Here is a 19,856-nt window from a genome sequence, read left to right as displayed (position 1 = left end):
ACCGGCATCGCCGGGATCGGCCGGCGGCCCTGGCGCCGCTCCAGGACGATCGACCACCCGTCGCCCCCGCCTCACCGCCGGACCGAGCGAGCCGCCCGGCCGGCCGGCCCCCGCGCCGTCTTCTCGGGCCGCGGGGACCGGCGTGGCGGCGGACGGCCGGTGGATGCCGCAGGAGGGGGGCGGCATCCACCGGCCTGGCCGTCCGTGGAACGGGGTCAGTGTTCGCGCGGTGCGGGCACCACACGCTCCACCTCGGGGTGGACGGTGAGCAGTTGCCGCATGGCCGTCTCGGCCGCGGAGCCGTCCGCGGCGGCGACGGCGTCGACGATCCTGCCGTGCAGCACCAGGGACGCCTCGTTCGGCCGGTCACAGCCGGTGACCGGGCCGCCGGAGACCTGCAGCGCCGCGGAGACGATCCCGGACAAGTGCTCGAGCATGCGGTTGCCCGCGATCTGAATGAGCAGGGTGTGGTACTCGGCATCGGCGCGGGCGAAGGTCAGCGCGTCGCCCTGCGCCAGGGCGTGCCCCATGATCTCGACCATGTCGGCCAGCCGCTGCTGGATGTCCTCACGTCCGTGCCCCGCGGCCAGGCGCGCGGCCAGCGGCTCGATCGTCCACCGCAGCTCGTTCAGCTCGCGACGCTGGTCGTCACGCTGCGGCCCGAACGCGCGCCACTCGATGATGTCGGGATCGAGAAGGTTCCAGTCACTGACGGGGCGCACACGCGTGCCCACGTTCGGGCGGGCGCTGACCAGCCCCTTGGCCTCCAGCACGCGGAGCGACTCGCGCACGACGGTCCGGGAGACCTCGAAGCGCTGGCCGATCTCCTCGGGCACCAGCGGGCGGTCGGCACCCAGGTCACCGGAGACGATCATCTGTCCCAGCTGCTGGACGAGTTGGCCGTGCAGTCCGCGGCCGCGGTTGCCCGCGGACCGCCGGCCCACCCGGCCCAGCTCGGGGTCCGCTCCTTCCCATACGGGTGCGCCGACGCGGTCGGCGGGGGCCTCGGCGTAGGGGTAGCGGTCGAGTTCGCCCGGGCCGGCGAGGCCGGAGTCTGCGGAGCGGGCGGCGGTCATCATGGTGTGCGCAAGGGTACTCACGGATTCCTTTCTCGGCGCTGCTCTCAACTCCCTTGAGGGCTTTGGTGAAAAGCACACGAAAGGGTGATCGCTCACTCCGTCGCAATTGACGCCTTATCGGAAAGAAATGGGCTCCCCTCGGGGGAGTTGCGCACAACCCGTGCACGGGTGGGCACGGACGGTCGTCAGCGGACCCGGCTACGCAGGTTCGTGAGCACATACGCGCAGAGCAGAGCCGTGAGGGACAACGTCAGCGCACCTCCGACAGGTTGCGCGATCAAGCGCACCGCGGCGAGCAGATAGCGCTCTCCACCGAAGGGCCACTGCAGCAGAAACACCTCCCGCATCCGCGCGGAGAGCCCGGCGATCTCTCGCACGGACGCTCCCGCGACGGCCTGGTGTACGAGCGGTACGACGACGACCGGTACGGCGACCACGGCGGCCAGCCCGGCCGTCGTGGACCGGAACACACCGGCGGCCAGGACGCCGGCCCACGCGCACCCGACGACCAGCCCGGCCCAACTCACGGACATCACAAGCCAGTCCCCGGGAACCTTCGTGAGCTCCCGCCCGTAGAACAGATACAGCACTTCCGCATCGCAGCCCACGGAGAGAAAGGCCAGCATCAGCGCCGTGGCGGCGGAGACCAGGAGCTTGGCCGTGAGCAGCCCCAGCCGGCGGGGTACCGTGCCGCGGTCCGCCGCCAGAGCGGGGTGGCGGAACTCGTCACCGAAGGCGAGCGCGCCGAGCAACCCGGCACCGAGCGCCGCGGGCGGCCAGGGCAGCTCCTGCGGCCAGGCCGCGAGCAGCCGGTGCTGCGGAGTGTGCCCGAGACGAGCGAGGACTACGGCAGTGAGAGCGGAGACGATCAGTACGGCGGCGCAGGTGACGAAACCGGTACTGATACCGGTGGCACGCCGCACCTCGTAGCGGAGCGGACGCAGGGGGCTGGGCGCGGGGCGGACGGAGATGGGGGGCGGGAGGGGAGGGAGGGGGGCCCGAACCCCTGGGACTTCCGGACCGCCGCGGTCACCGCTGCCGCGTCCGTCGTCACCGTCCGGCTCCTCTTCGGCGTGCGGCTGCGCCTCAGGGCCCACGGGAAGGTCTTGCTCTCCGTCCGCTGATGCGTCTGTGGCCGGTGAGACGCCGCTTGCCTCTTGGTGCGCTTGGGAGGCAATGGCCAATCCCTCGCCGAACCCACCCGGCGCCTCGCCCTCCGCGGCCCGGAGAGCTGCCCCATCCTTCTCACCATCGACGCCGTACACCGGCTCAAGCTTCCCGAGATCAACGGCGCTCCTGGGCTCATCCCATGGCTCCGCAGCCGCGCCTGCGCCCATGTCCCCGACCTCGTCGGCGAGTTGGTGGACGAGGATGCCGTACCGGTAGGCGATCTCGCCGACCTCGGCGCAGGTGCTGCCGTACACGGAGAGGCGGTTTCCGGCCTCCGGCACGACCTCCACGGAGCGCCGGGAGGTGCGGGCCTCCTTGGCGAGCAGGGCCGCCAGACGGGGTGCGTGCGGGCTGCGCACGGCCACCCGGGGGCGCAGCCGGGTCCGGGAGAAGTCCGCGGCCTCCTGGTCGGCGACGACCTTGCCCTCTTCCAGGGTGACGACCCGGTCGGCGGTGCGGGCGGCTTCCTTGGGGTCGGTCGTGGTGAGCAGAACCGTGCCGCCCTGGGCGGTGTGCGCGCGCAGCATTCCGTGCACCCAGCGGCTCTCGCGGGCGGAGAGACCGTCGGTGGGGTCGTCGAGGACGAGGGTGTGCGGGTCGGCGAGGAGGGCGCAGGCCAGTCCGAGCCGGCGGTCCATACCGCGCGAGAGAGAGCCGAGGCGTTCCTCACGCAGGCTGACGAGTCCGACGGCTTCGAGGACTTCGTCGGCCCGTCGCGCCGGGATGCCGGCCGCCGCGCACAGCATGCGCAGATGGCCACGGACGGTGCGGGCGGGGTGTCCGGGGACATCGCCCAGTACCACTCCCACCTCGCGGGACGGATGGGCGATGCGGTGCAGCGGTCGACCCCTGAAGTAGGTGATGCCACGGCCCTGTTGGAGTTCGAGCATCAGTCTCAGCACGGTGGTCTTGCCGGCACCGGCTGCGCCCAGCAGCGTGGTGACGCGGCCCGCGTGTGCCTCGAAGGAGACGTCGTCGACGACGGGGGGAAGGTCCTTGCGCGGATTGCTGGTCAGTCCGAAGGCCTGGATCACCGCAGCAAGATAGCGCGCCATTTCGGGTTTTTCGGGCATCACGGGCGCGTTCGGGCGCTCGTCGCCGCCGTACGGCTGTGTGCTGGTCCGGGAGAGCCCGTGCACCCCTGAAGCACGGCATGGCCCGTGGAGCACGCGGAATCCCCAGTGCGTTGCCCTGGAGGGGGCTGTCAGACCTCGGGGCGCAGCATCGGCGGGTTGAGCAGGGTGGCGCCGCCCGCGCGGAAGAGCTGGGCCGGACGGCCGCCCTGCCGGGTGGTGGTGCCGCCCGTGGGGACCAGGAAGCCCGGGGTGCCGGTCACCTTGCGGTGGAAGTTGCGCGGGTCGAGCGCGACACCCCACACCGCCTCGTACACGCGGCGCAGCTCACCGACCGTGAACTCGGGCGGGCAGAAGGCGGTGGCCAGCGAGGAGTACTCGATCTTGGAGCGGGCCCGCTCGACGCCGTCCGCGAGGATCTGCGCATGGTCGAAGGCAAGAGGGGCGAGCGGTTCCGCGTCGCGGCCGTAACCGTTCTGCTGCAGCAGTTCCTCGACGGGGGCCCACCGCGCGTTGCTGGCGTCACCGCCCGCCCGGGGCGCCGGCAGGTCGGGGGCCAGCGCCAGATGCGCGACGCTGACGACGCGCATCCGCGGGTCGCGCTTGGGGTCGCCGTAGGTCGCCAGCTGCTCAAGGTGCGCGCCGTTGTCCTGGACGGGCGCCGCGGGGTCGTGGACGCGCAGCCCCGTCTCCTCGGCCAGCTCGCGCGCTGCGGCCTGCGCCAGATCCTCGTCGGCCCGTACGAAACCGCCGGGGAGCGCCCAGCGTCCCTTGAACGGCGCCTCGCCCCTGCGTACCGCCAGCGCGCACAGGGCATGGCGGCGCACGGTCAGAACGACCAGGTCCACGGTGACGGCGAAGGGTGGAAAGGCTGACGGGTCGTAGGGCATGCGGCGATCATAGTCGTCTGCCTGACGATAAACACGCCCTTGGTCGGCCGCTTCGCTCACTGATCCACTTCCGTTCGCCGTGCGGCGCACCGCGCGTCCCGCGCCTTTACGTTCCGGGTCCGTGTGTGCCGGGTTCTGGCTGGTATGCCGAGGTCAGGATGGCAATGGATGGGGGGTCGGAGCGGTGCGGGGCGAGGGTGGGACCGGTGGAGACGTGTGGGCGGCTTCGGGGCCGGGGCAGAACAGATCGGGCCCAAGGTGGACCGGATCGCGGCCGAGGCAGAGTGGAGCACGGCTGAGACGGAACGGCCGGAGCCCGGGATGTTCAGGCTCTCAGTTGGAGTCCGTCGGCTGCCTCCTCGACCATGGCCAGGCCCAGTCTGCTGACCCGTACGGAAAAGGGGGGTCGGCCACTCTTAGGCCCGTGAGCACAAGTTCGCCCAGTGGTGCGCTGGGCATGGGCCGCAGGGTCACCGTGCCGGCCGCGGCGTCCGGGTGGATTCCGGCGAGCGTGGTCAGCAGCAGCACCCCTGCGGCGGCCGCGGTCGCGGCGGGACGGCACGCGGCTGGATGCGGGAGGGGAAGCCTGCCCTCGGCGCGCTGCTCGCCGCTGTACATCTCGGGCAGCCGGTGCCCGAAGGCCTCCGACGCCGTCAGGAGTCCGCGCAGCAAGGAGGACGCCTCCTTCTCGTAGCCGGCCGCGGCGAGTCCGGCAACGGCCACCGCTGTCTCGTGGACCCGCACGGCGCCGCTGCGGTGGCCGAACGGGTTGTATCCGGGTTCCTTCAGCGACAGGCCGCGCAGTCCCCAGCCCGAGTCCAGGGCGGGGCTGCCGAGCAGCCGGGCGAGTTGTTCGGTCTGCACTCGATCCAGGAGCCCCTGGGCCTGTTCTCCCCCGCCGAGCAGGCCGGTATCGAGGAGGTGGGCCGCGCCTGCCCCGAGGTGGGTGACCAGTCGGCCGTCGGGAGCACGGGCGGCCGCCGGTCGTCCGCCGCCCGGATCGTCCGCCCAGAAGTCCTCCCGGAACGCGGTGCGCAGGGCCGCTGCCCACTGCCGTAGTTCGTCGGCGCCGGGCCTGCCGTGTGTGTCGAGCAGGTCGGCTCCGAGCAGCGCGGCGCGACGGGCATGCGCCTGCGTCTCACAACGCGCCGGGCCTCCCTGCTGTGGGTCGCACAGATACGTACCGTCATGCACGGCGGCGCGCAGCCAGTGCAGGCAGCGTTCGGCAGCGGGCAGCAGCTGGTCCGTCTGCTGGTCGGGCAGTCCCCAGCGGCGGGCCTCCGCCAGGAGCACGGGGAAGAGCAGAGTGGCCTCCGTGCCCGTGCAGCTCGGTGGCAGATGAGGACCCGCGTCGCGGCGCGGTGCCGGGATCATTCCGTATCGCGGTCCCGCGCCGGTGACTTGGGTACGAGCGAGGACGCGCAGCGTGCCTGCGGCGAGCCGGGTGCCCAAGGGCAGTGCCATACGGGCCGCGGCAAGCGCCTCGGCGGGAGCGAGGCCACAGCGCCAGGGGGCGCCGGCCGCGAGGTAGGTGTCGCCCGGGTGTGCCGGGTCTCGGAGCAGCAGCGCTTGCAGGTCTTCGACGCTTGTACGCAGCAGCTCCTGTGCTCGAGGGTCGTCGCCGTCGGCATGTGCCGCTGCGAGCGGACTCGTGGCCGTACGGCCCGCGGCGCGGAGGGGGCCCGCGCCGTCCGGCCGGACGCGCAGCTCCACGGTCGACGTCTCCCCCGGACGCAGCTCCAGGTCCCAGCGCAGCAGTCCGGCCGAGGCCAGCGCATCGGAGGGCGGCGGATCGGCGGTGACCGAGCTGGTGCCAGCAGGGGAGGTCCAGCGCAGACCGCCGGCGTGCACCGTGGCGGGCAGTTCGGGGCCCGCGTCACCGGAGGCGATGGCCGCGAGGTCTGCCAGGTCGGTGCCGAGGGCCACTTCGAGCGGCAGCCGCAGGAGGCGCGGGGCGGTGCTGTGCAGGGTGATCCGCTCGATGCCGTCGGCACAGCGGGTTCGTTCGACGACGACGTCCGGGTCGGGACCGCTGTGCGGGGAGGCGCGCAGTGTCGCCACGAAGCGGGCGCGGTCGGCGGAGGTCGTCCGTGCCTGCACGGTGAGCGGTTCACGCCCGGCGACCCGGACCTGGCAGCGGGACAGCAGACGCCGGCCGGCGCGGTAGATACCGTCCAGCCCTCGGCCCGTGAGCTGCCCGTCCTGCGAGATCGCGAGCCCGGGCAGGGCGACGCAGACCAGGCTGGTGTGAACGGGCGGGAGATCGACCAGCCGCCGTGTAGCGGCGGGCCGGGCCGGCGGCGCGGTGCCGCGGGAGGCGGGTCGAGTGCCGGTCACGGTGCCGCCTGGGGTGCCCGGCGGCGCGGCGGTACGGGGTGTCCCGGGCTGCGCGGCGGCCTGGGCAGGACGAGGTGGGGTGCCCTGTGATGCGGCCGACGAGGCGGTACGCGGTGTCCCGGTGGGCGTGACGTGGTGCGTTGCCGTGGCCGGGTGCGACTGCGGGTCCGTGGTGGAGGTCCTGGACGGCGTGGCCGGTGCGGGGTACGGGCTGCCGGGTGAACGGTACGACGGAGCCGTGGGTGTGTCCGGCGGGGCCGCGGACGGCGGCGTGGGCTGCTGCATGCGAGGGCTCTTTTGCGCGCGGTGCGTCTCGGGCGTGGTCGGCGCCGGGTGGAGGGCTGCGGCGGAGCGGGGTCGGTGCGGCCGTGCACCTGGCCCTGGCGTTCCGCCACTCAGGTGAACGGAGCGGGGCTCGCCGGGGTCACGCCCGCATGAGGGTGGCTCTGGCGTGGGGCGTAGGTGATACGCCCGGTCGGGCGCTCGTCGGAACGGACGGCAGGCCGATCGATACCTGGAGGTGCCAGGGGCAACAGCGGGTTCGCGCCCTGCGCCACGGGGGTCTCGCCCCTCGCCACGGCCGTCCGTGCACCTGCCGTGACTCCTGGCCGCAGGCAGCGGCCCGCTCATCCTTCCCCCTCGACGTCTGCGCCGGCCGGACGCGAGTCGTCCCTGGCAGCGCCGTCGTGTCGGCCGACCGTCTTACCTGCGGCGCCTGGGCGTGTGCCGGCCGGCCGTGCGGTTCGGGGGCGCGTTCCGGCACGCGCGCGTCCGGTTCCGGGGCGTCGTCGCCGCTCGGCGGTGCCGGGCCTCGACGACGCCTTCACCTCGGTACCGGTGACAAGCTGTGCGGCGTCCGCGTCCCTGGCATCACCACGGCAGAGGCTCGGCGTCGCGGACGGTTCCTCGACGCACGGACGGTCCGCGCTGTCTCGGCTCTCCGCCACGGCGTCGGCATGCTCCGATGAGGCCGTGGCACGTGTGCGTTCGTCCCGTTCCGTCCGCAGGCAGCGCCGGACCGACTCGGGGTCCAGCCCTTCGTTGACGGCCTGGTGGAGGAGGCGCGCGAAGACATACCCGGGGTCTGCGCCCAGTGCCATGGCGAGGGCTTCGCGGGCTTCGATCTCATCGCCTGTCGACCAGGCGACCCACCCGGCGAGCGCGAGAGGCGCCGCGGCGTGCTCGCCGTAGGGACCGACGCACCGGCGGGCGAGTGCTCGCCACAGGCGGAGCGCGGGGCCTGCTTCGTCGCCCTCCATCCACTCGGCCAGCCGGTCGCGGGTGGTGCGGTCCTGCAGGCCGAGAATCAGGGCCGCGGCTTCTTCGTGGTCGAGCAGTTCATCGTCGCGCCGGTCCGCTGCGGCGGCGTCGGACAGCGGCGACGCCGCGGCGAAGCGCCGCATGATGTGTTCGGCCGAGGTGACCGTCTCCAGGGCGACCTCGCGGCCCGCGCCGTCGATGATCCTCGGGACCAGCTCCATGCTGGCGGTGTCCAGGGCCACCTCCTGTGCGAGGGCGGCGGACGTCTCCCAGGGCAACAGGCGTGCCCGCAGCTCGCGCAGGGTGCCGCGCACCTGCACGCCGGCGTAGGCGGCCGCGGCGGCCAGGACGGAGGTGCCGGGCAGCCCCATCGGGGCGCCTTCGGAGGGGCAGCACTCGCGCTCGCAGACGTACGACCAGTAGCGGCCGTCCGAGATGCACAACGCCTCGATGACCGGCACGTCGTGGGATCCGCACTCGGTACGGAGTTTGTCGGCGAGCGGCTTCAGGCGTTCCATGACTTGATGGCCCGTCTCACCCTGCCCGGGTTCCTGGCAGAGGTAGGCGACGATCTGCTCCGGCGGGGCGCCCCGCCGGCGGCTTCCGATGATCAGCCCCCGGGCCAGTTCATGGGCGATCGCCGGCCAGTCGTCGGGGTTGCGGGGGATGCCGAGCCGGGCTCGGCCGCCGAACCGGCCGCGCCCTCCGTGGTCATGGAGGGCGACCAGGACGATGCTGTCCTCGGGGCGGTAGCCGAGCAGGTAGGGCAGGGCGTCGGCCAGCTCGGCGGGGGTCCGCAGGGTCACCTGGTGTGTGGGGCGGTCGTCGGGTCCGAAGGGGCCGACAAGGTGGTGGAAGGCGTCGTTTTCGAAGGATCCTGTGGTTTCGCTGTGGTTCGTCATGCGCAGACGATCTCGCGGATTTCGCTGTTCCGGTTGGGGCTGTGGATAAGTCCGGTCAGGGACGCGTCAACGCATGCGCACGACCCTTCATCACGAGCCCTCACGGAAGGCGGAGCCGAGCGAGCCGTCACCCCTCACTCAAGGCCACCTGCGCCAACCGACACCCGTCGCCCACGGCCCACCCGAGCAAGCCATCACCCGTCGCCCACGGCCCACCCGAGCAAGCCATCACCCGTCACCCAAGGCCTACCCGAGCAAACCGTCGCCCGTCACCGAAGGCCCGCCCGAGCGAGCCGTCGGCCGCCGCGTCCGGATTGTCAGTGGCGTCCTGTTGGATGGACACATGGAGCACACGAGCAACGCGGATCTCCGGACGGCCGCCGACGCGGTCCTCGCCCGTCTGGTCGGGGACCCCACCGGCGCGGCGCGACTGCGCGAGGACCAGTGGCGGGCGATCGAGGCGCTCGTCGCGGACAGACGCCGTGCCCTGGTCGTGCAGCGCACGGGCTGGGGAAAGTCCGCTGTCTACTTCGTGGCGACCTCTCTGTTGCGGGCCCAGGGCAGCGGGCCCACGGTGATCGTCTCCCCGCTGCTCGCGTTGATGCGCAACCAGGTGGAGGCGGCGGCCCGGGCCGGCATCAAGGCCCGCACGATCAACTCCGCCAACACGGAGGAGTGGGGGACCGTACAGGCCGAGATCGCCGCCGGTGAGGTGGATGTGCTCCTGGTCAGCCCGGAGCGGCTGAACAACCCCGACTTCCGCGACCAGGTTCTGCCCGCCCTCGCGGCTGCCACCGGCCTGCTCGTGGTGGACGAGGCGCACTGCATCTCCGACTGGGGGCACGACTTCCGGCCGGACTACCGGCGGCTGCGGACCATGCTCGCGGACCTGCCCGCGGGAGTGCCGGTGCTGGCGACGACGGCCACCGCCAACGCCCGCGTGACCGCCGATGTCGCCGAGCAGCTCGGCACCGGCGACGCCTCCGACGCCCTGGTGCTGCGCGGTCCGCTGGACCGGGACAGCCTGACGCTGGGCGTACTGCGGCTGCCGGACGCCGCGCACCGCATCGCGTGGCTCGCCGACCATCTCGACGATCTGCCGGGTTCGGGCATCATCTACACGCTCACCGTGGCCGCCGCCGAGGAGGTGACCGCGTTCCTGCGGCATCGCGGTCACACCGTCGCGTCGTACACCGGACGGACCGAGAACGCCGAGCGGCAGCAGGCCGAGGACGACCTGCTCGGCAACAAGGTGAAGGCCTTGGTCGCCACCTCCGCGCTGGGCATGGGGTTCGACAAGCCCGACCTCGGCTTCGTCGTCCACCTCGGTTCGCCCTCCTCACCGATCGCCTACTACCAGCAGGTCGGCCGCGCCGGACGCGGTGTGGAGCACGCCGAGGTGCTGCTCCTGCCCGGCAAGGAGGACGAGGCGATCTGGGAGTACTTCGCCTCCCTCGCCTTTCCTTCGGAGGACCTGGTGCGCCGGACGCTCGACGTCCTCGGGCGGGCCCAGGGGCCCGTGTCCCTGCCGGCGCTGGAGCCCTTGGTGGAGCTGCGCCGGTCGCGACTGGAGACCATGCTCAAGGTGCTCGATGTGGACGGGGCGGTGAAGCGGGTCAAGGGCGGCTGGATCGCGACCGGGCAGCCGTGGACGTACGACACGGAGCGCTATGCCTGGGTCGCGCGGCAGCGCAAGGCGGAACAGCAAGCGATGCGCGAGTACGCCTCGACGACGGGCTGCCGCATGGAGTTCCTGCAGCGGCAACTGGACGACGAGGGCGCCAAGCCGTGCGGCCGCTGCGACAACTGCGCGGGATCCCGTTTCACGGCCGACACCTCGGCGTCCGCGGTGGACGCGGCGCGCGTCGACCTCGGCAGGGCCGGTGTCGAGGTGGAGCCGCGGCGCATGTGGCCGACGGGCCTGCCGGCGATCGGCATCGAACTCAAGGGGCGCATTCCTGCCGGGGAACAGGCCGGTCCGGGGCGGGCGTTGGGGCGCCTTTCGGACATCGGCTGGGGCAACCGGCTGCGACCGCTGCTGGCACCCCAGACCCCCGACGGGCCGGTTGCGGACGATGTCGCGAAGGCCGTGATCGGCGTACTGGCCGACTGGGCCAAGGGACCCGGCGGCTGGGCCTCGGGAGCGGCGGACGCCCCGCCTCGACCGGCCGGGGTGGTCACCCTCGCCTCGCGCAGCCGGCCGCAGTTGATCGGTTCCCTCGGCGCGCGCATCGCTGAAGTCGGGCGGCTGCCTCTGCTGGGGTCGGTCGAGTACACACCCGATGCCGCTCCGGTCGCGCGCAGCAACAGCGCCCAGCGCCTCAAGGCGCTCACGAGCACGCTCACGGTGCCGCCGGCGCTGGCCGCCGCCCTGGGAGAGGCCCAGGGTCCGGTTCTCCTCGTCGACGACTTCACCGAGACGGGTTGGACACTGGCGGTCGCCGCCAGGCTGCTCCGACGGGCCGGAGCGACCGGGGTACTGCCACTCGTCCTGGCGGTGCAGGGCTGAGCCACCGGCTCGGCGCGGAGAAGCGAGCCGGCCCGCAGCAGCGGCCCACCCTCCGCGCCGGACCGCCGGGGCCGTCGACGGTCGCTGCCGACGCTGCGCTCGGTGCCGCGGACCGTCTCTCACTCTCCGTGGCGCCTTCCGGCCGGGCCGTGGCGGTGCATCAGCGGCCGGGAACGGGGGAAGAAATACAACGCCGAGATATAAGCCTCACACCAGCTCATACCGGTCTGTGGCCCCAATTGCTCGTTGCCGCATCCAAGTTCGACAGGAAGAATTGAAGTCCGCTCCCCGCGCGGCTCGCCCGTGGTCCGGCAGAGCTCTGCTGCGGTGTGGGCTCCCCCGAATCCGACTCGCCCGCAGTGTGGGCGCGTAGCCGAAGGGAGGAACGTGACCTTCGGATTCGCTCCGTCCTCCGCGGCGTCCTTGTCGACGTCCGCGTCCGCCGCGTCCACCGGCCGCATGCTCGAACCCGCCGAGTGGGCCGCCGCGGGAATCCCTCTGCTGCGCAACCCCAGAGAAGTCGTCAGCGGACTGCACGCCCGGCACCAGCCCGGGCCGTCGACCGCGATCGTGGCCGTTCTCGACCCCGACGAGCGGCTGCGGGCGAGCGCGTCGTTCACCCGCCGCCCGGCACCGGCGGACGGCTGGCAGTTCCGCAACGCACTCCTGTCCCAACTGCGCCGGGTGATCCCGCACGATCTGCGACGCCGCACTCCGGTGCGCACCGCCGTGCTGCTGTACTGCCGTGAGGGTGACGCACGTTGGACGGAGGAGGACGGCGCGTGGATGTGGGGCCTGCGTGACGCCTGCACCTTGCACGGGCTGCGCTGCGGGGCCTACATCACCCTGACGCGCGACGGGTGGCAGGTCCTCGGCGAAGGACGCGGCGGCCGCCGCCCCCACGCCTCCTCGGCGCCGGAACCCTTCGCGACGGCCGAGGCACCGCCTCACCTGCCTCGCACGGGCGGCGTCGCCTCGGAGATCCTGCGCCGGGCAGCGGCCCGCTGACACGACCGGGCTGACCCGACTGACCGGAGCCGCCAGACCCGCCGAGGCCGTCGAGAGCGGCCGGCCCATGGCCCGCCTTCGCGTGCGGCGTAAGGGACCAGGCTTCGCACGGCTCGGACGAAGCACCACTCCCCCAGCGGGCTCCCGCTCACTCCCCTGCCGGGCTCCTGCACCGAGGCCGACCCGAGCGGGTGCAGGCCGGCCACATCTGCGCCTTACGACAGCTGGACGTAGAAAAGCCCGGTTGCTCGAGCGGCCGCAGCCGCTGTCATCCGGCGGGTACGGCGCATCCCCTGGGGCCGGCGTGGCCCGCGAGGGCCCCCTGGCAACCGTCGGCCACCATCCCGGTCCCGCCCGTCACGGGGCCGCGGACGGCGTGGCCGAGGTCGTCAGCGGGCCGTCAGACTCCGGCGCCCAGCACCGCGTTGATCTTCTGCGGGTCGCCGCAGACGATCAGCAGGGCGCCGGCCTTGCCGTGGGCGAGGGACAGCGCGGTCGCGGCAGCGGCGTCGGTTCCGCCATTGAGCGCGACCACGACCACGGGCCGGGAGGCGGCACGGCCGACCACGGCGGCGTCGGCGTAGAAGACGTCGTCGCGCGCGTCGTGCTGCGCCCAGTACGACGTCTCGCCGAACGACAGCTCGTGGGTGGCCCACGGGTGCTGCTCGCCGGTGGTGACGACCAGGACGTCACCGGGGGCGCGACCCGAGTCGAGCAACAGGTCCAAGGCCTCCTCGGCGGCGTCGAGGGCACCCTCGACCGATGCCGGGATCAGCTGGATCTGCGGGGCCGCCGGGGCGGCAGCAGCCGGGGTCGGCTGGGCCGGAACCCCTTCGCGGGGCGTGCGCTGCACCGGAGGCGCGGGGCGCAAGGGCCCAGGACGACCGGGGCGGGCCGGAGCCGCGGGGCGGGGGCCGGGTACGGGGCGAGGGGTCGGCGCGGTGCGGCCACTGGCCGGAGTGGCGCGGGGACCCTGGGCACTCTCGTGAATCTGAGGCTCCTCGGGAATGAGAGGCATGGGCTGATATTTATCAAACGTTGGTGCGGCTCACGTGAACGGGGGGCACATGAGTGCGAGCGAAACGGTCAGAAATCGAAGCCGAGCTGGCCCTCGATCTCCGGAACGCTTGCGTCCGCCCAGCTGCGGGCCTTCTTGAGGTGCCGCCACTGGGGCAGCGCATCAAGATACGCCCACGACAGCCGGTGATGGGGGGTGGGCCCCCACTCGGCCAGTGCGGCCTTGTGCACGGGCGAGGGGTACCCGGCGTTGTCCGCAAAACCGAAGTGTGCATGGTCGATGCCCAGTTCGGCCATCATTTTGTCGCGCTGGACCTTGGCGATGACCGAGGCCGCCGCGACCGCCACGCACGAACGGTCCCCCTTGATCACCGTGCGAACCCGCCACGGCGTGCCGAGGTAGTCGTGCTTCCCGTCGAGGATCACCGCGTCGGGACGTACGGGCAGGGCGTCCAGGGCCCGCCCCGCGGCGAGCCGCAGCGCGGCGGTCATCCCCAGGTCGTCGATCTCCTCGGGGGTGGCGTGCCCGAGGGCGTACGCCGTGACCCACTTCTGCAGCGCCTGCGAGAGCTCGTTGCGTCGTTTGACAGTGAGCAGTTTGGAGTCGGTGAGCCCCTCGGGGGGACGGCGCAATCCGGTGACCGCCGCGCAGACGGTGACGGGACCGGCCCAGGCGCCGCGCCCCACCTCGTCGACACCGGCGATGACCTTCGCTCCGGTCGTGGCGCGCAGGGAGCGCTCGACGGTGTGAGTAGGTGCTTCGTACGGCATGGCGCCCTTAGCGTACGCCGCCGTGATCCTTGAGCGACACCCCGGTCCCCCTCACGACGACAAGCCCGCGTGACGCACCCGCGGTCCGCCGTCAGTCGCCGCCCGGTCGCAGCAGCGGAAGCATCAACTGGTCGACCATCTCTTCGATGTCCTGATCGCCCCATTCGCTGGCGCACATCTTGGCGCGGTACATCATCATGGCCGGAATGGCGTCCAGGACATAGCTGTTCGCGGCGTCTGCCCGTACCTCACCCCGCCCGATTCCTCGCTCGATGATCTCGCGCAGCAGCTCCAGCATCGGCTGGACCACTCCGTCGACGATGACCGTATGGAAGCGCTCGGCCTGCATCGGATCGCATTCGTGAATCACCGATCGCAGCGCGAGTCCAGGGAGCGAGAACATGGCGTCGCGGGAGCTCCGACACAGGGCCAGCAGGTCCTCCCGCACGCTGCCGAGATCCGGGGCGCCGTCCAGCACCGGCAGCCCGGCCTGCAGGGCGTCGGCGACCAGGTCCTCCTTGGACGGCCAGCGACGGTAGACCGCCGCCTTGCCGGTCTGGGCGCCCGCGGCGACGCCCTCCATCGTGAGGCCCTTCCAGCCGACCGTGCTGAGCTGCTCCAGCGCGGCGTCGAGGATCGCGCGTTCGAGCACGGCGCCGCGCCTACGGGGAGCGGCCGACCGAGCGGGGGCGGCCGTCCAGCGCGAGGTAACCATCCGAGTGTCTCCAGCGGGCAAAGAGAGCGGGTGCAGCGGGCAACGGGGCTCGCGGCACGGCAGGGGGCGGGGGACACGCCGAGCAGCCCACCACTAAGTGAACGCTTGCGTTCTCTATGGGGGCTCACTACCGTGGACGCGACAGTGAACGGCATCGTTCACTAAGGCTCTTGTGGGGGACCCATGGCCACTACCTCTCAACTCGTCCAGAACCAGAAACCAGGTGCGGCTCGCCGGGAGGGGCATCCCGGCATCGCGCTCACCGTCATCGCGGCCTGCCAACTCATGGTGGTACTCGACGCGACGATTGTGAACATCGCCCTTCCGCACATTCAAGACGCGCTCGAGTTCAGCACGACCGACCTCACCTGGGTGGTCAGCGCCTACACGCTCACCTTCGGGGGTCTTCTCCTGCTCGGCGCGCGGGCCGGCGACATCCTCGGCCGGCGGCGCGTCTTCATGACCGGCATCCTGCTGTTCACCTTCGCCTCCCTGCTGGGCGGACTGGCCCAGGAGCCCTGGCAGCTGCTGGCGGCCCGGGCCCTGCAGGGCGTGGGCGGCGCGATCGCCTCGCCGACGTCGCTGGCGCTGATCACCACGACGTTCCCCGAGGGCCCGGAGCGCAACCGGGCCTTCGGCGTCTTCGCCGCCGTCTCCGCGGGCGGCGGCGCGATCGGCCTGCTCGCCGGCGGCATGCTCACCGAGTGGCTGGACTGGCGGTGGGTGCTGTTCGTCAACCTGCCCATCGGCCTGCTGATCGCCGCGCTCACGCCGTTGTACATCAGCGAGTCCCAGCGCCACCCGGGACGCTTCGACATCGCCGGGGCACTGACCTCGACGGCCGGCATGGCATCCCTGGTGTACGGCTTCATCCGCGCCGCGGAGGAGGGCTGGAGGGACAGTCTGACCCTCGGCTCGTTCGCCGCCGCGCTCGTGCTGCTGGTCGCCTTCGTGTTCACCGAGAGGCGGGCGAAGGAGCCGATCACGCCACTGCGGATGTTCGCCGACCGCAATCGCTCCGGCACTTACGTGATCATGCTGAGCCTGGCCGCGGCGATGTTCGGGATGTTCTTCTACATCGTGCTGTTCGTGCAGAACGTGCTCGGTTACAGCCCGATCAAGGCAGGTCTCGCCTTCTTGCCCGTGACGGTCGCGATCGCCGTCGGCGCGGGTCTGTCGCAGCGCTTCCTGCCCGTGCTCGGCCCGAAGCCGTTCCTGCTCACGGGCTCGGCGCTGGTCGCGGTCGGGCTGGCCTGGCAGGCCCTGATCGACCCGGACAGCACCTACGTCGGCGGCGTCCTCGGCCCGATGCTGGTCTTCGGCTTCGGCATGGGCCTGAACTTCGTGACCGTGACGGTGACGGCCGTCTCCGGCGTCGCCCAGCACGAGGCGGGCGCGGCATCCGGACTGTTGAACGCGACGCAGCAGGTGGGCGGTTCGCTCGGGCTGTCCATCCTGACCACGGTGTTCGGCTCGGCGAGCAGGGACGAAGCGCAGAAGCAGGTGCCCGATTTCCTGGCAAAGGCGACGGCACAGCAGAAGGCGGAGTTCGCCAAGACGCATCAGCTGCCTGCCCCCTGGGGGCACGAGGTCCTTGCCCACGGCATTTCCTCGGCCTTCGTCCCCGCCGCTGCCATGGCGGCTCTCGCCCTGGTCGTCGCGTGGGTGGTGCTCCGGGTCCGCAAGAGCGACCTGGAGGCGCTGGCGGGAACGGCCGGACCGATGGCCTGATCCGGAGGGGCCCGCACAGGAGTGGAGATGGCCGTACCGCACCCGGGAGACCGACAGCCCCGGTCCGGCCATCCCCACCTCGTCGTTCCGCCACCGATCTCGCCCTTCGCATGACCACCGCGGCCGGTGCGAGGGCAGCAGCCGCAGGGCCGCCGTCAAGGCCGCCGCCAGAACCAAGACAAGCATCCGCATGACACCCCCGATCCGCCGGTGTCGCCGGCCGGCGCGGCACATACCGCGCAGGGTTCGCAACGACTGACGGAACAACGCACGGCGATTACGCAGAGTTCCCGAGCTGCACGCAGAGTTCCCATGCCGAGGTGGCCGGAGAACCGAGACGGCAACGAAAAACTCCTCGTACGCCAACCGGGCGCCTCAGACGGCCACCGGCACCCAGTCCGGCAGCTCCTCCGTCCGCTCCACCCAGGCCCCGGGCGGTCCGCCGGCCTTCCCGCCGCCCAGCACCCCGCCCACGATGGCGCAGGTCGTGTCGACGTCACCGCCCACCTGGGCGGTGGTCCAGAAGGCCTCCTCGAAGTCGCCGAGGGACCGCGCGGCCGACCAGAGCGCGAACGGAACCGTGTCGTGAGCGCTCGTGCGCCGACCACAGCCGAGCACCGCGGCGACGGTAGCGGCGTCACCGTAGTCGAGCATGTCCCGCGCCCGTCGCAGGCCCTGCCCGACAGCGCTCTTGGGTACGAGCGCGACCACCCCGTCGAGCAGCGCCTCGGCGCTCGGCGGACCGCCCGGAGCGGCGGCCAGGGCGGCAGCCGCGGCCACGGCCATGGCGCCGACCACGGCCTCGCGGTGCTGGTGCGTCGGGTACGCGGAGATCTCGGCCTGGTGGGTGGCCTGCTCGGGATCGTCTGCGTACCAGGCGCCCAGCGGCGCGATCCGCATCGCGGCGCCGTTGCCCCAGGAACCCTGTCCCTTGAAGAGCGCGGCGGACAGCTCACGCCAGTCGCCGCCCTCGCGGATCAGCCGCAGCAGACGGTTGACGGCGGGGCCGTATCCCCGATCGAAGTCGTGGTGCTCGGCGAAGGAGCGGGCCAGGGTGTCCTGGTCGATGCGCTGGTGGGCGGCGAGGACGGCGACCACCGAGCAGGCCATCTCCGTGTCGTCCGTCCACTGCCACGGGCCCGGCGGCAGCTCGCGGCTCTTCAGCAGCGGATAGTTCGCGGGAACGAAGAACTGGGAGCCCAGTGCGTCCCCCACCGCCAGTCCGCGCAGGCTGTTCAGGGCACGGACCAGGCGCCCGTCGAGAGAGGAATGAGCGGTCATCGCCCTGCCACTCTATCCGGTGATCCCGTAGGGTTCCGGATCTCGCCAACGGTCGAACGGCCGGTCGAGCGCGTACTTGCCGTCGTCCCCGAGAACGAGCATCCGCGTCTCGCCGTTCCCCGGGTTGGACAGCGACTCGAACTCGGCGACGGTCCAGTGGAACCAACGCATGCAGAACAGGCGCATGGCCAGGCCGTGCGTCACGATCAGCACGTTCTGCGGGTGGTCCGGGGCTTCGAAGCTGCGGAACAGGCTCTCCAGGAAGCCGCCGACCCGGTCGTAGACGTCGGCGCCGCTCTCCCCCTGGGCGAAGCGGTAGAAGAAGTGGCCGTAGGCGTCCCGGTAGGCCTTCTGCAGGCGGACGTCGTCGCGGTCCTGCCAGTTCCCCCAGTCCTGCTCGCGCAGGCGGGGCTCCTCCCGCACGCGTATGAGCTCTTGATCGAGGTGGAAGGCGCGCAGCGTCTCGTGCGTACGGCGATAGGGCGACACGTAGACGCTGACCCGCTCCTGCCCGAAGAGTTCGCGCAGTCGTTTGCCGGTCTCCGCGGCCTGCTGCCAGCCCCGCTCGGTGAGCGCCAGGGCGTGGTCGGGTTCGCGTTCGTACACGGTGTCATCAACGTTGCCGGTTGACTCACCGTGCCGGACAAGGACGATGCGCCGTGGTCGTGCCATGCCGAAACCCTAGATCGGGTGAGGACCGACCCGGTAATCGGACCGGCCCCATACGGCGTAGGTCACATCGCGCGGGCGCCGGCGGGTCACACCGTCCAGGTGGGTTCCAGGTCCACGATCTCGCCCGACAGAGAGGCGATGTCCGCTTCGGTCTGAGCGCGCAGGGCCAGGCGTTCCACTCGCTCGGTGCGGTACTTGCCGTGCTCGGCGGCCGACCGCCACATGGACAGCACCAGGAACTCGTGCCCGGGAGCCTCCGCGAACAGCCCGCGGATCATGCCGGGCGAGCCGGCCATGGCGGGGTTCCACACTTTCTCCTGCATCAGCGTGAAGTGCTCGACGCGTTCCTCGTTGACCCGGCACAGGGCGGCACGGATCAGGTCGGCGTCCGTGAAGCGCGGCTCGAATCCCGTCTTCACGTCGAAGCGGTAGTCGAACAGCCTGACCTGCGCGTCCTTGAAGGTGCCGGCCTGCGCGGCCGCCAGCCGGTCGTGGGACCGGGCCATGAAGGAGTCGTAGAAGGCGCGGCTCTCCCAGAAGGCGAAGAGGTTCGCCACCTCGGGGCGTTTCCGGCTCCAGCCACCGCCCTGCCCTCTGAAGCCCGGCTCCCCCAGAAGCCCCGCCCATTTCCGCTGCCCCCGCTCGAAGCCGCGGCGGTCCACCACGGTGCAGCGAATCCACTTGACCAGCACCGCGCCATCGTAAGGCCAGGGAACGTGGCAGGGGTCACTGTCCGACCGACTGTGCCCGTACGAGGAGGTACGCACGCGTGGCAGGATGGACAACCGGCCCTGCCCGGCGGGCAGTTCGGGCGGGGGTGGTCGGGCAGTCGGAAGGGGGAGTTTCGTGAACGGCCTCAGCAAGGGAATCCGCAAGGTCGAGGTCGCACTCAAGTGGGATCCGAGTCCGTCGGGGCAGCCACCGGCCGACCTGGACCTCGTCGCCGGGACGTACACGGCGGACGAGCCGTACGGCGATCCGGCGTATGTCGTCCACTTCGACAGCCGCTCGCCCGACGGCACGATCTATCTCAACCGCGACAGCAGGGACGGCAAGGGCTTCGGCTGGGACGAGGTCATGACGCTCGAGCTGGACCGGCTCGACAGCCGGTACGCGCGCGTGGTCGTCGGTGCGGTCATCCAGCAGCGGTCGGCGCACCGGACGTTCATCGGGGTGCTCAATCCTGGTCTGCGGATCCGCGAGGGATACACGGATCTCTTCGAGGACGACTTCAGTGACGTGCTCGGGGCCACGGCGGCGACGGTCGCGGAGTTCGTCCGCGACACCTCCGGCGAGTGGGGGTTCCGTCCGGGCGTCCACGGTTTCGAGGAGGACCCGGCGGACTTCGCACGGGTGATGGGGCGGATACGGCCTTCCTGAACACGACGCCGTGAAGCACCGCGGGGCGGTGGAACCGGACATCCGGTTCCACCGCCCCGCG

The 19,856-nt window shown here is 71.9% G+C and carries 14 protein-coding genes and 1 pseudogene; 4 read left to right on the top strand and 11 right to left on the bottom strand.

Annotation, left to right across the window (positions count from 1 at the left end; translation table 11 throughout):
* Positions 1–215: 215 nt before the first annotated feature.
* From ACZ67Q_RS33435 to ACZ67Q_RS33415, 5 genes and pseudogenes are all read right to left on the bottom strand, one after another.
* Positions 216–1,100, bottom strand: a complete 885-nt coding sequence (locus tag ACZ67Q_RS33435; RefSeq protein WP_361625055.1) for a FadR/GntR family transcriptional regulator — start codon at positions 1,098–1,100, stop codon at positions 216–218.
* 164 nt (positions 1,101–1,264) lie between these two features.
* On the bottom strand, positions 1,265–3,283 hold the full coding sequence (locus ACZ67Q_RS33430) for an ABC transporter ATP-binding protein (RefSeq protein WP_471189960.1): 2,019 nt from the start codon (positions 3,281–3,283) through the stop codon (positions 1,265–1,267).
* Positions 3,284–3,453: 170 nt separating this feature from the next.
* Positions 3,454–4,212, bottom strand: coding sequence for an NUDIX hydrolase (locus ACZ67Q_RS33425; protein ID WP_471189856.1), 759 nt, complete (start codon positions 4,210–4,212; stop codon positions 3,454–3,456).
* Between the two features lie 325 nt (positions 4,213–4,537).
* Positions 4,538–6,483 (bottom strand): annotated as a pseudogene (locus ACZ67Q_RS33420) (glycogen debranching N-terminal domain-containing protein).
* 692 nt (positions 6,484–7,175) lie between these two features.
* Entirely contained in the window at positions 7,176–8,711 is a 1,536-nt protein-coding gene (locus tag ACZ67Q_RS33415; protein WP_471189854.1) for a DUF4192 domain-containing protein, read from the bottom strand.
* A 343-nt stretch (positions 8,712–9,054) separates the two neighbouring features.
* On the opposite strand from ACZ67Q_RS33415, the gene ACZ67Q_RS33410 reads away from it, so the two are divergent.
* Both ACZ67Q_RS33410 and ACZ67Q_RS33405 read left to right on the top strand, forming a co-directional pair.
* Complete coding sequence (locus ACZ67Q_RS33410; protein ID WP_471189852.1) at positions 9,055–11,220, top strand: RecQ family ATP-dependent DNA helicase; 2,166 nt, start codon at positions 9,055–9,057, stop codon at positions 11,218–11,220.
* 387 nt (positions 11,221–11,607) lie between these two features.
* Positions 11,608–12,228 (top strand): hypothetical protein, encoded by a 621-nt coding sequence (locus ACZ67Q_RS33405; protein WP_471189850.1) that lies wholly within the window; start codon positions 11,608–11,610, stop codon positions 12,226–12,228.
* 400 nt (positions 12,229–12,628) lie between these two features.
* On the opposite strand, the gene ACZ67Q_RS33400 is transcribed toward ACZ67Q_RS33405, so the two are convergent.
* From ACZ67Q_RS33400 to ACZ67Q_RS33390, 3 genes are all read right to left on the bottom strand, one after another.
* A complete protein-coding gene (locus ACZ67Q_RS33400; protein ID WP_471189848.1) occupies positions 12,629–13,246 on the bottom strand; it encodes a hypothetical protein in 618 nt (205 codons plus the stop codon).
* Between the two features lie 68 nt (positions 13,247–13,314).
* Positions 13,315–14,016: a ribonuclease HII gene (locus ACZ67Q_RS33395; RefSeq protein ID WP_471189846.1), complete on the bottom strand. Its 702-nt coding sequence runs from the start codon at positions 14,014–14,016 to the stop codon at positions 13,315–13,317.
* A gap of 91 nt (positions 14,017–14,107) precedes the next feature.
* A complete protein-coding gene (locus ACZ67Q_RS33390; protein WP_471189844.1) occupies positions 14,108–14,731 on the bottom strand; it encodes a TetR/AcrR family transcriptional regulator in 624 nt (207 codons plus the stop codon).
* Between the two features lie 183 nt (positions 14,732–14,914).
* Between ACZ67Q_RS33390 and ACZ67Q_RS33385 the strand changes: the two genes are divergently transcribed.
* Positions 14,915–16,462, top strand: coding sequence for an MFS transporter (locus tag ACZ67Q_RS33385; protein ID WP_471189842.1), 1,548 nt, complete (start codon positions 14,915–14,917; stop codon positions 16,460–16,462).
* Between the two features lie 375 nt (positions 16,463–16,837).
* Here ACZ67Q_RS33385 and ACZ67Q_RS33380 read toward each other — a convergent pair whose 3' ends face one another.
* The 3 genes from ACZ67Q_RS33380 to ACZ67Q_RS33370 form a co-directional block, all read right to left on the bottom strand.
* Positions 16,838–17,743, bottom strand: a complete 906-nt coding sequence (locus ACZ67Q_RS33380; RefSeq protein WP_471189840.1) for an ADP-ribosylglycohydrolase family protein — start codon at positions 17,741–17,743, stop codon at positions 16,838–16,840.
* A gap of 12 nt (positions 17,744–17,755) precedes the next feature.
* Positions 17,756–18,415 (bottom strand): histidine phosphatase family protein, encoded by a 660-nt coding sequence (locus tag ACZ67Q_RS33375; protein ID WP_361625085.1) that lies wholly within the window; start codon positions 18,413–18,415, stop codon positions 17,756–17,758.
* 86 nt (positions 18,416–18,501) lie between these two features.
* Positions 18,502–19,107, bottom strand: a complete 606-nt coding sequence (locus tag ACZ67Q_RS33370; RefSeq protein WP_363266253.1) for a YdbC family protein — start codon at positions 19,105–19,107, stop codon at positions 18,502–18,504.
* Between the two features lie 154 nt (positions 19,108–19,261).
* Between ACZ67Q_RS33370 and ACZ67Q_RS33365 the strand changes: the two genes are divergently transcribed.
* Positions 19,262–19,795, top strand: a complete 534-nt coding sequence (locus ACZ67Q_RS33365; RefSeq protein WP_471189838.1) for a TerD family protein — start codon at positions 19,262–19,264, stop codon at positions 19,793–19,795.
* The last annotated feature ends 61 nt before the right edge of the window (positions 19,796–19,856 follow it).

It is taken from the genome of Streptomyces sp. NPDC036813 (assembly GCF_055609245.1).
Note: the sequence above shows the minus strand (reverse complement) of the source record. Positions and strands in the feature narration are given on the sequence as shown.

What these genes read in the sequence shown, in the direction of transcription:
- ACZ67Q_RS33425 (WP_471189856.1), bottom strand. Translation starts at nt 4,212, where the DNA reads ATGCCCTACGACCCGTCAGCCTTTCCACCCTTCGCCGTCACCGTGGAC.
- ACZ67Q_RS33415 (WP_471189854.1), bottom strand. Translation starts at nt 8,711, where the DNA reads ATGACGAACCACAGCGAAACCACAGGATCCTTCGAAAACGACGCCTTC.
- ACZ67Q_RS33410 (WP_471189852.1), top strand. Translation starts at nt 9,055, where the DNA reads ATGGAGCACACGAGCAACGCGGATCTCCGGACGGCCGCCGACGCGGTC.
- ACZ67Q_RS33400 (WP_471189848.1), bottom strand. Translation starts at nt 13,246, where the DNA reads ATGCCTCTCATTCCCGAGGAGCCTCAGATTCACGAGAGTGCCCAGGGT.
- ACZ67Q_RS33395 (WP_471189846.1), bottom strand. Translation starts at nt 14,016, where the DNA reads ATGCCGTACGAAGCACCTACTCACACCGTCGAGCGCTCCCTGCGCGCC.
- ACZ67Q_RS33390 (WP_471189844.1), bottom strand. Translation starts at nt 14,731, where the DNA reads ATGGTTACCTCGCGCTGGACGGCCGCCCCCGCTCGGTCGGCCGCTCCC.
- ACZ67Q_RS33385 (WP_471189842.1), top strand. Translation starts at nt 14,915, where the DNA reads ATGGCCACTACCTCTCAACTCGTCCAGAACCAGAAACCAGGTGCGGCT.
- ACZ67Q_RS33380 (WP_471189840.1), bottom strand. Translation starts at nt 17,743, where the DNA reads ATGACCGCTCATTCCTCTCTCGACGGGCGCCTGGTCCGTGCCCTGAAC.
- ACZ67Q_RS33375 (WP_361625085.1), bottom strand. Translation starts at nt 18,415, where the DNA reads ATGGCACGACCACGGCGCATCGTCCTTGTCCGGCACGGTGAGTCAACC.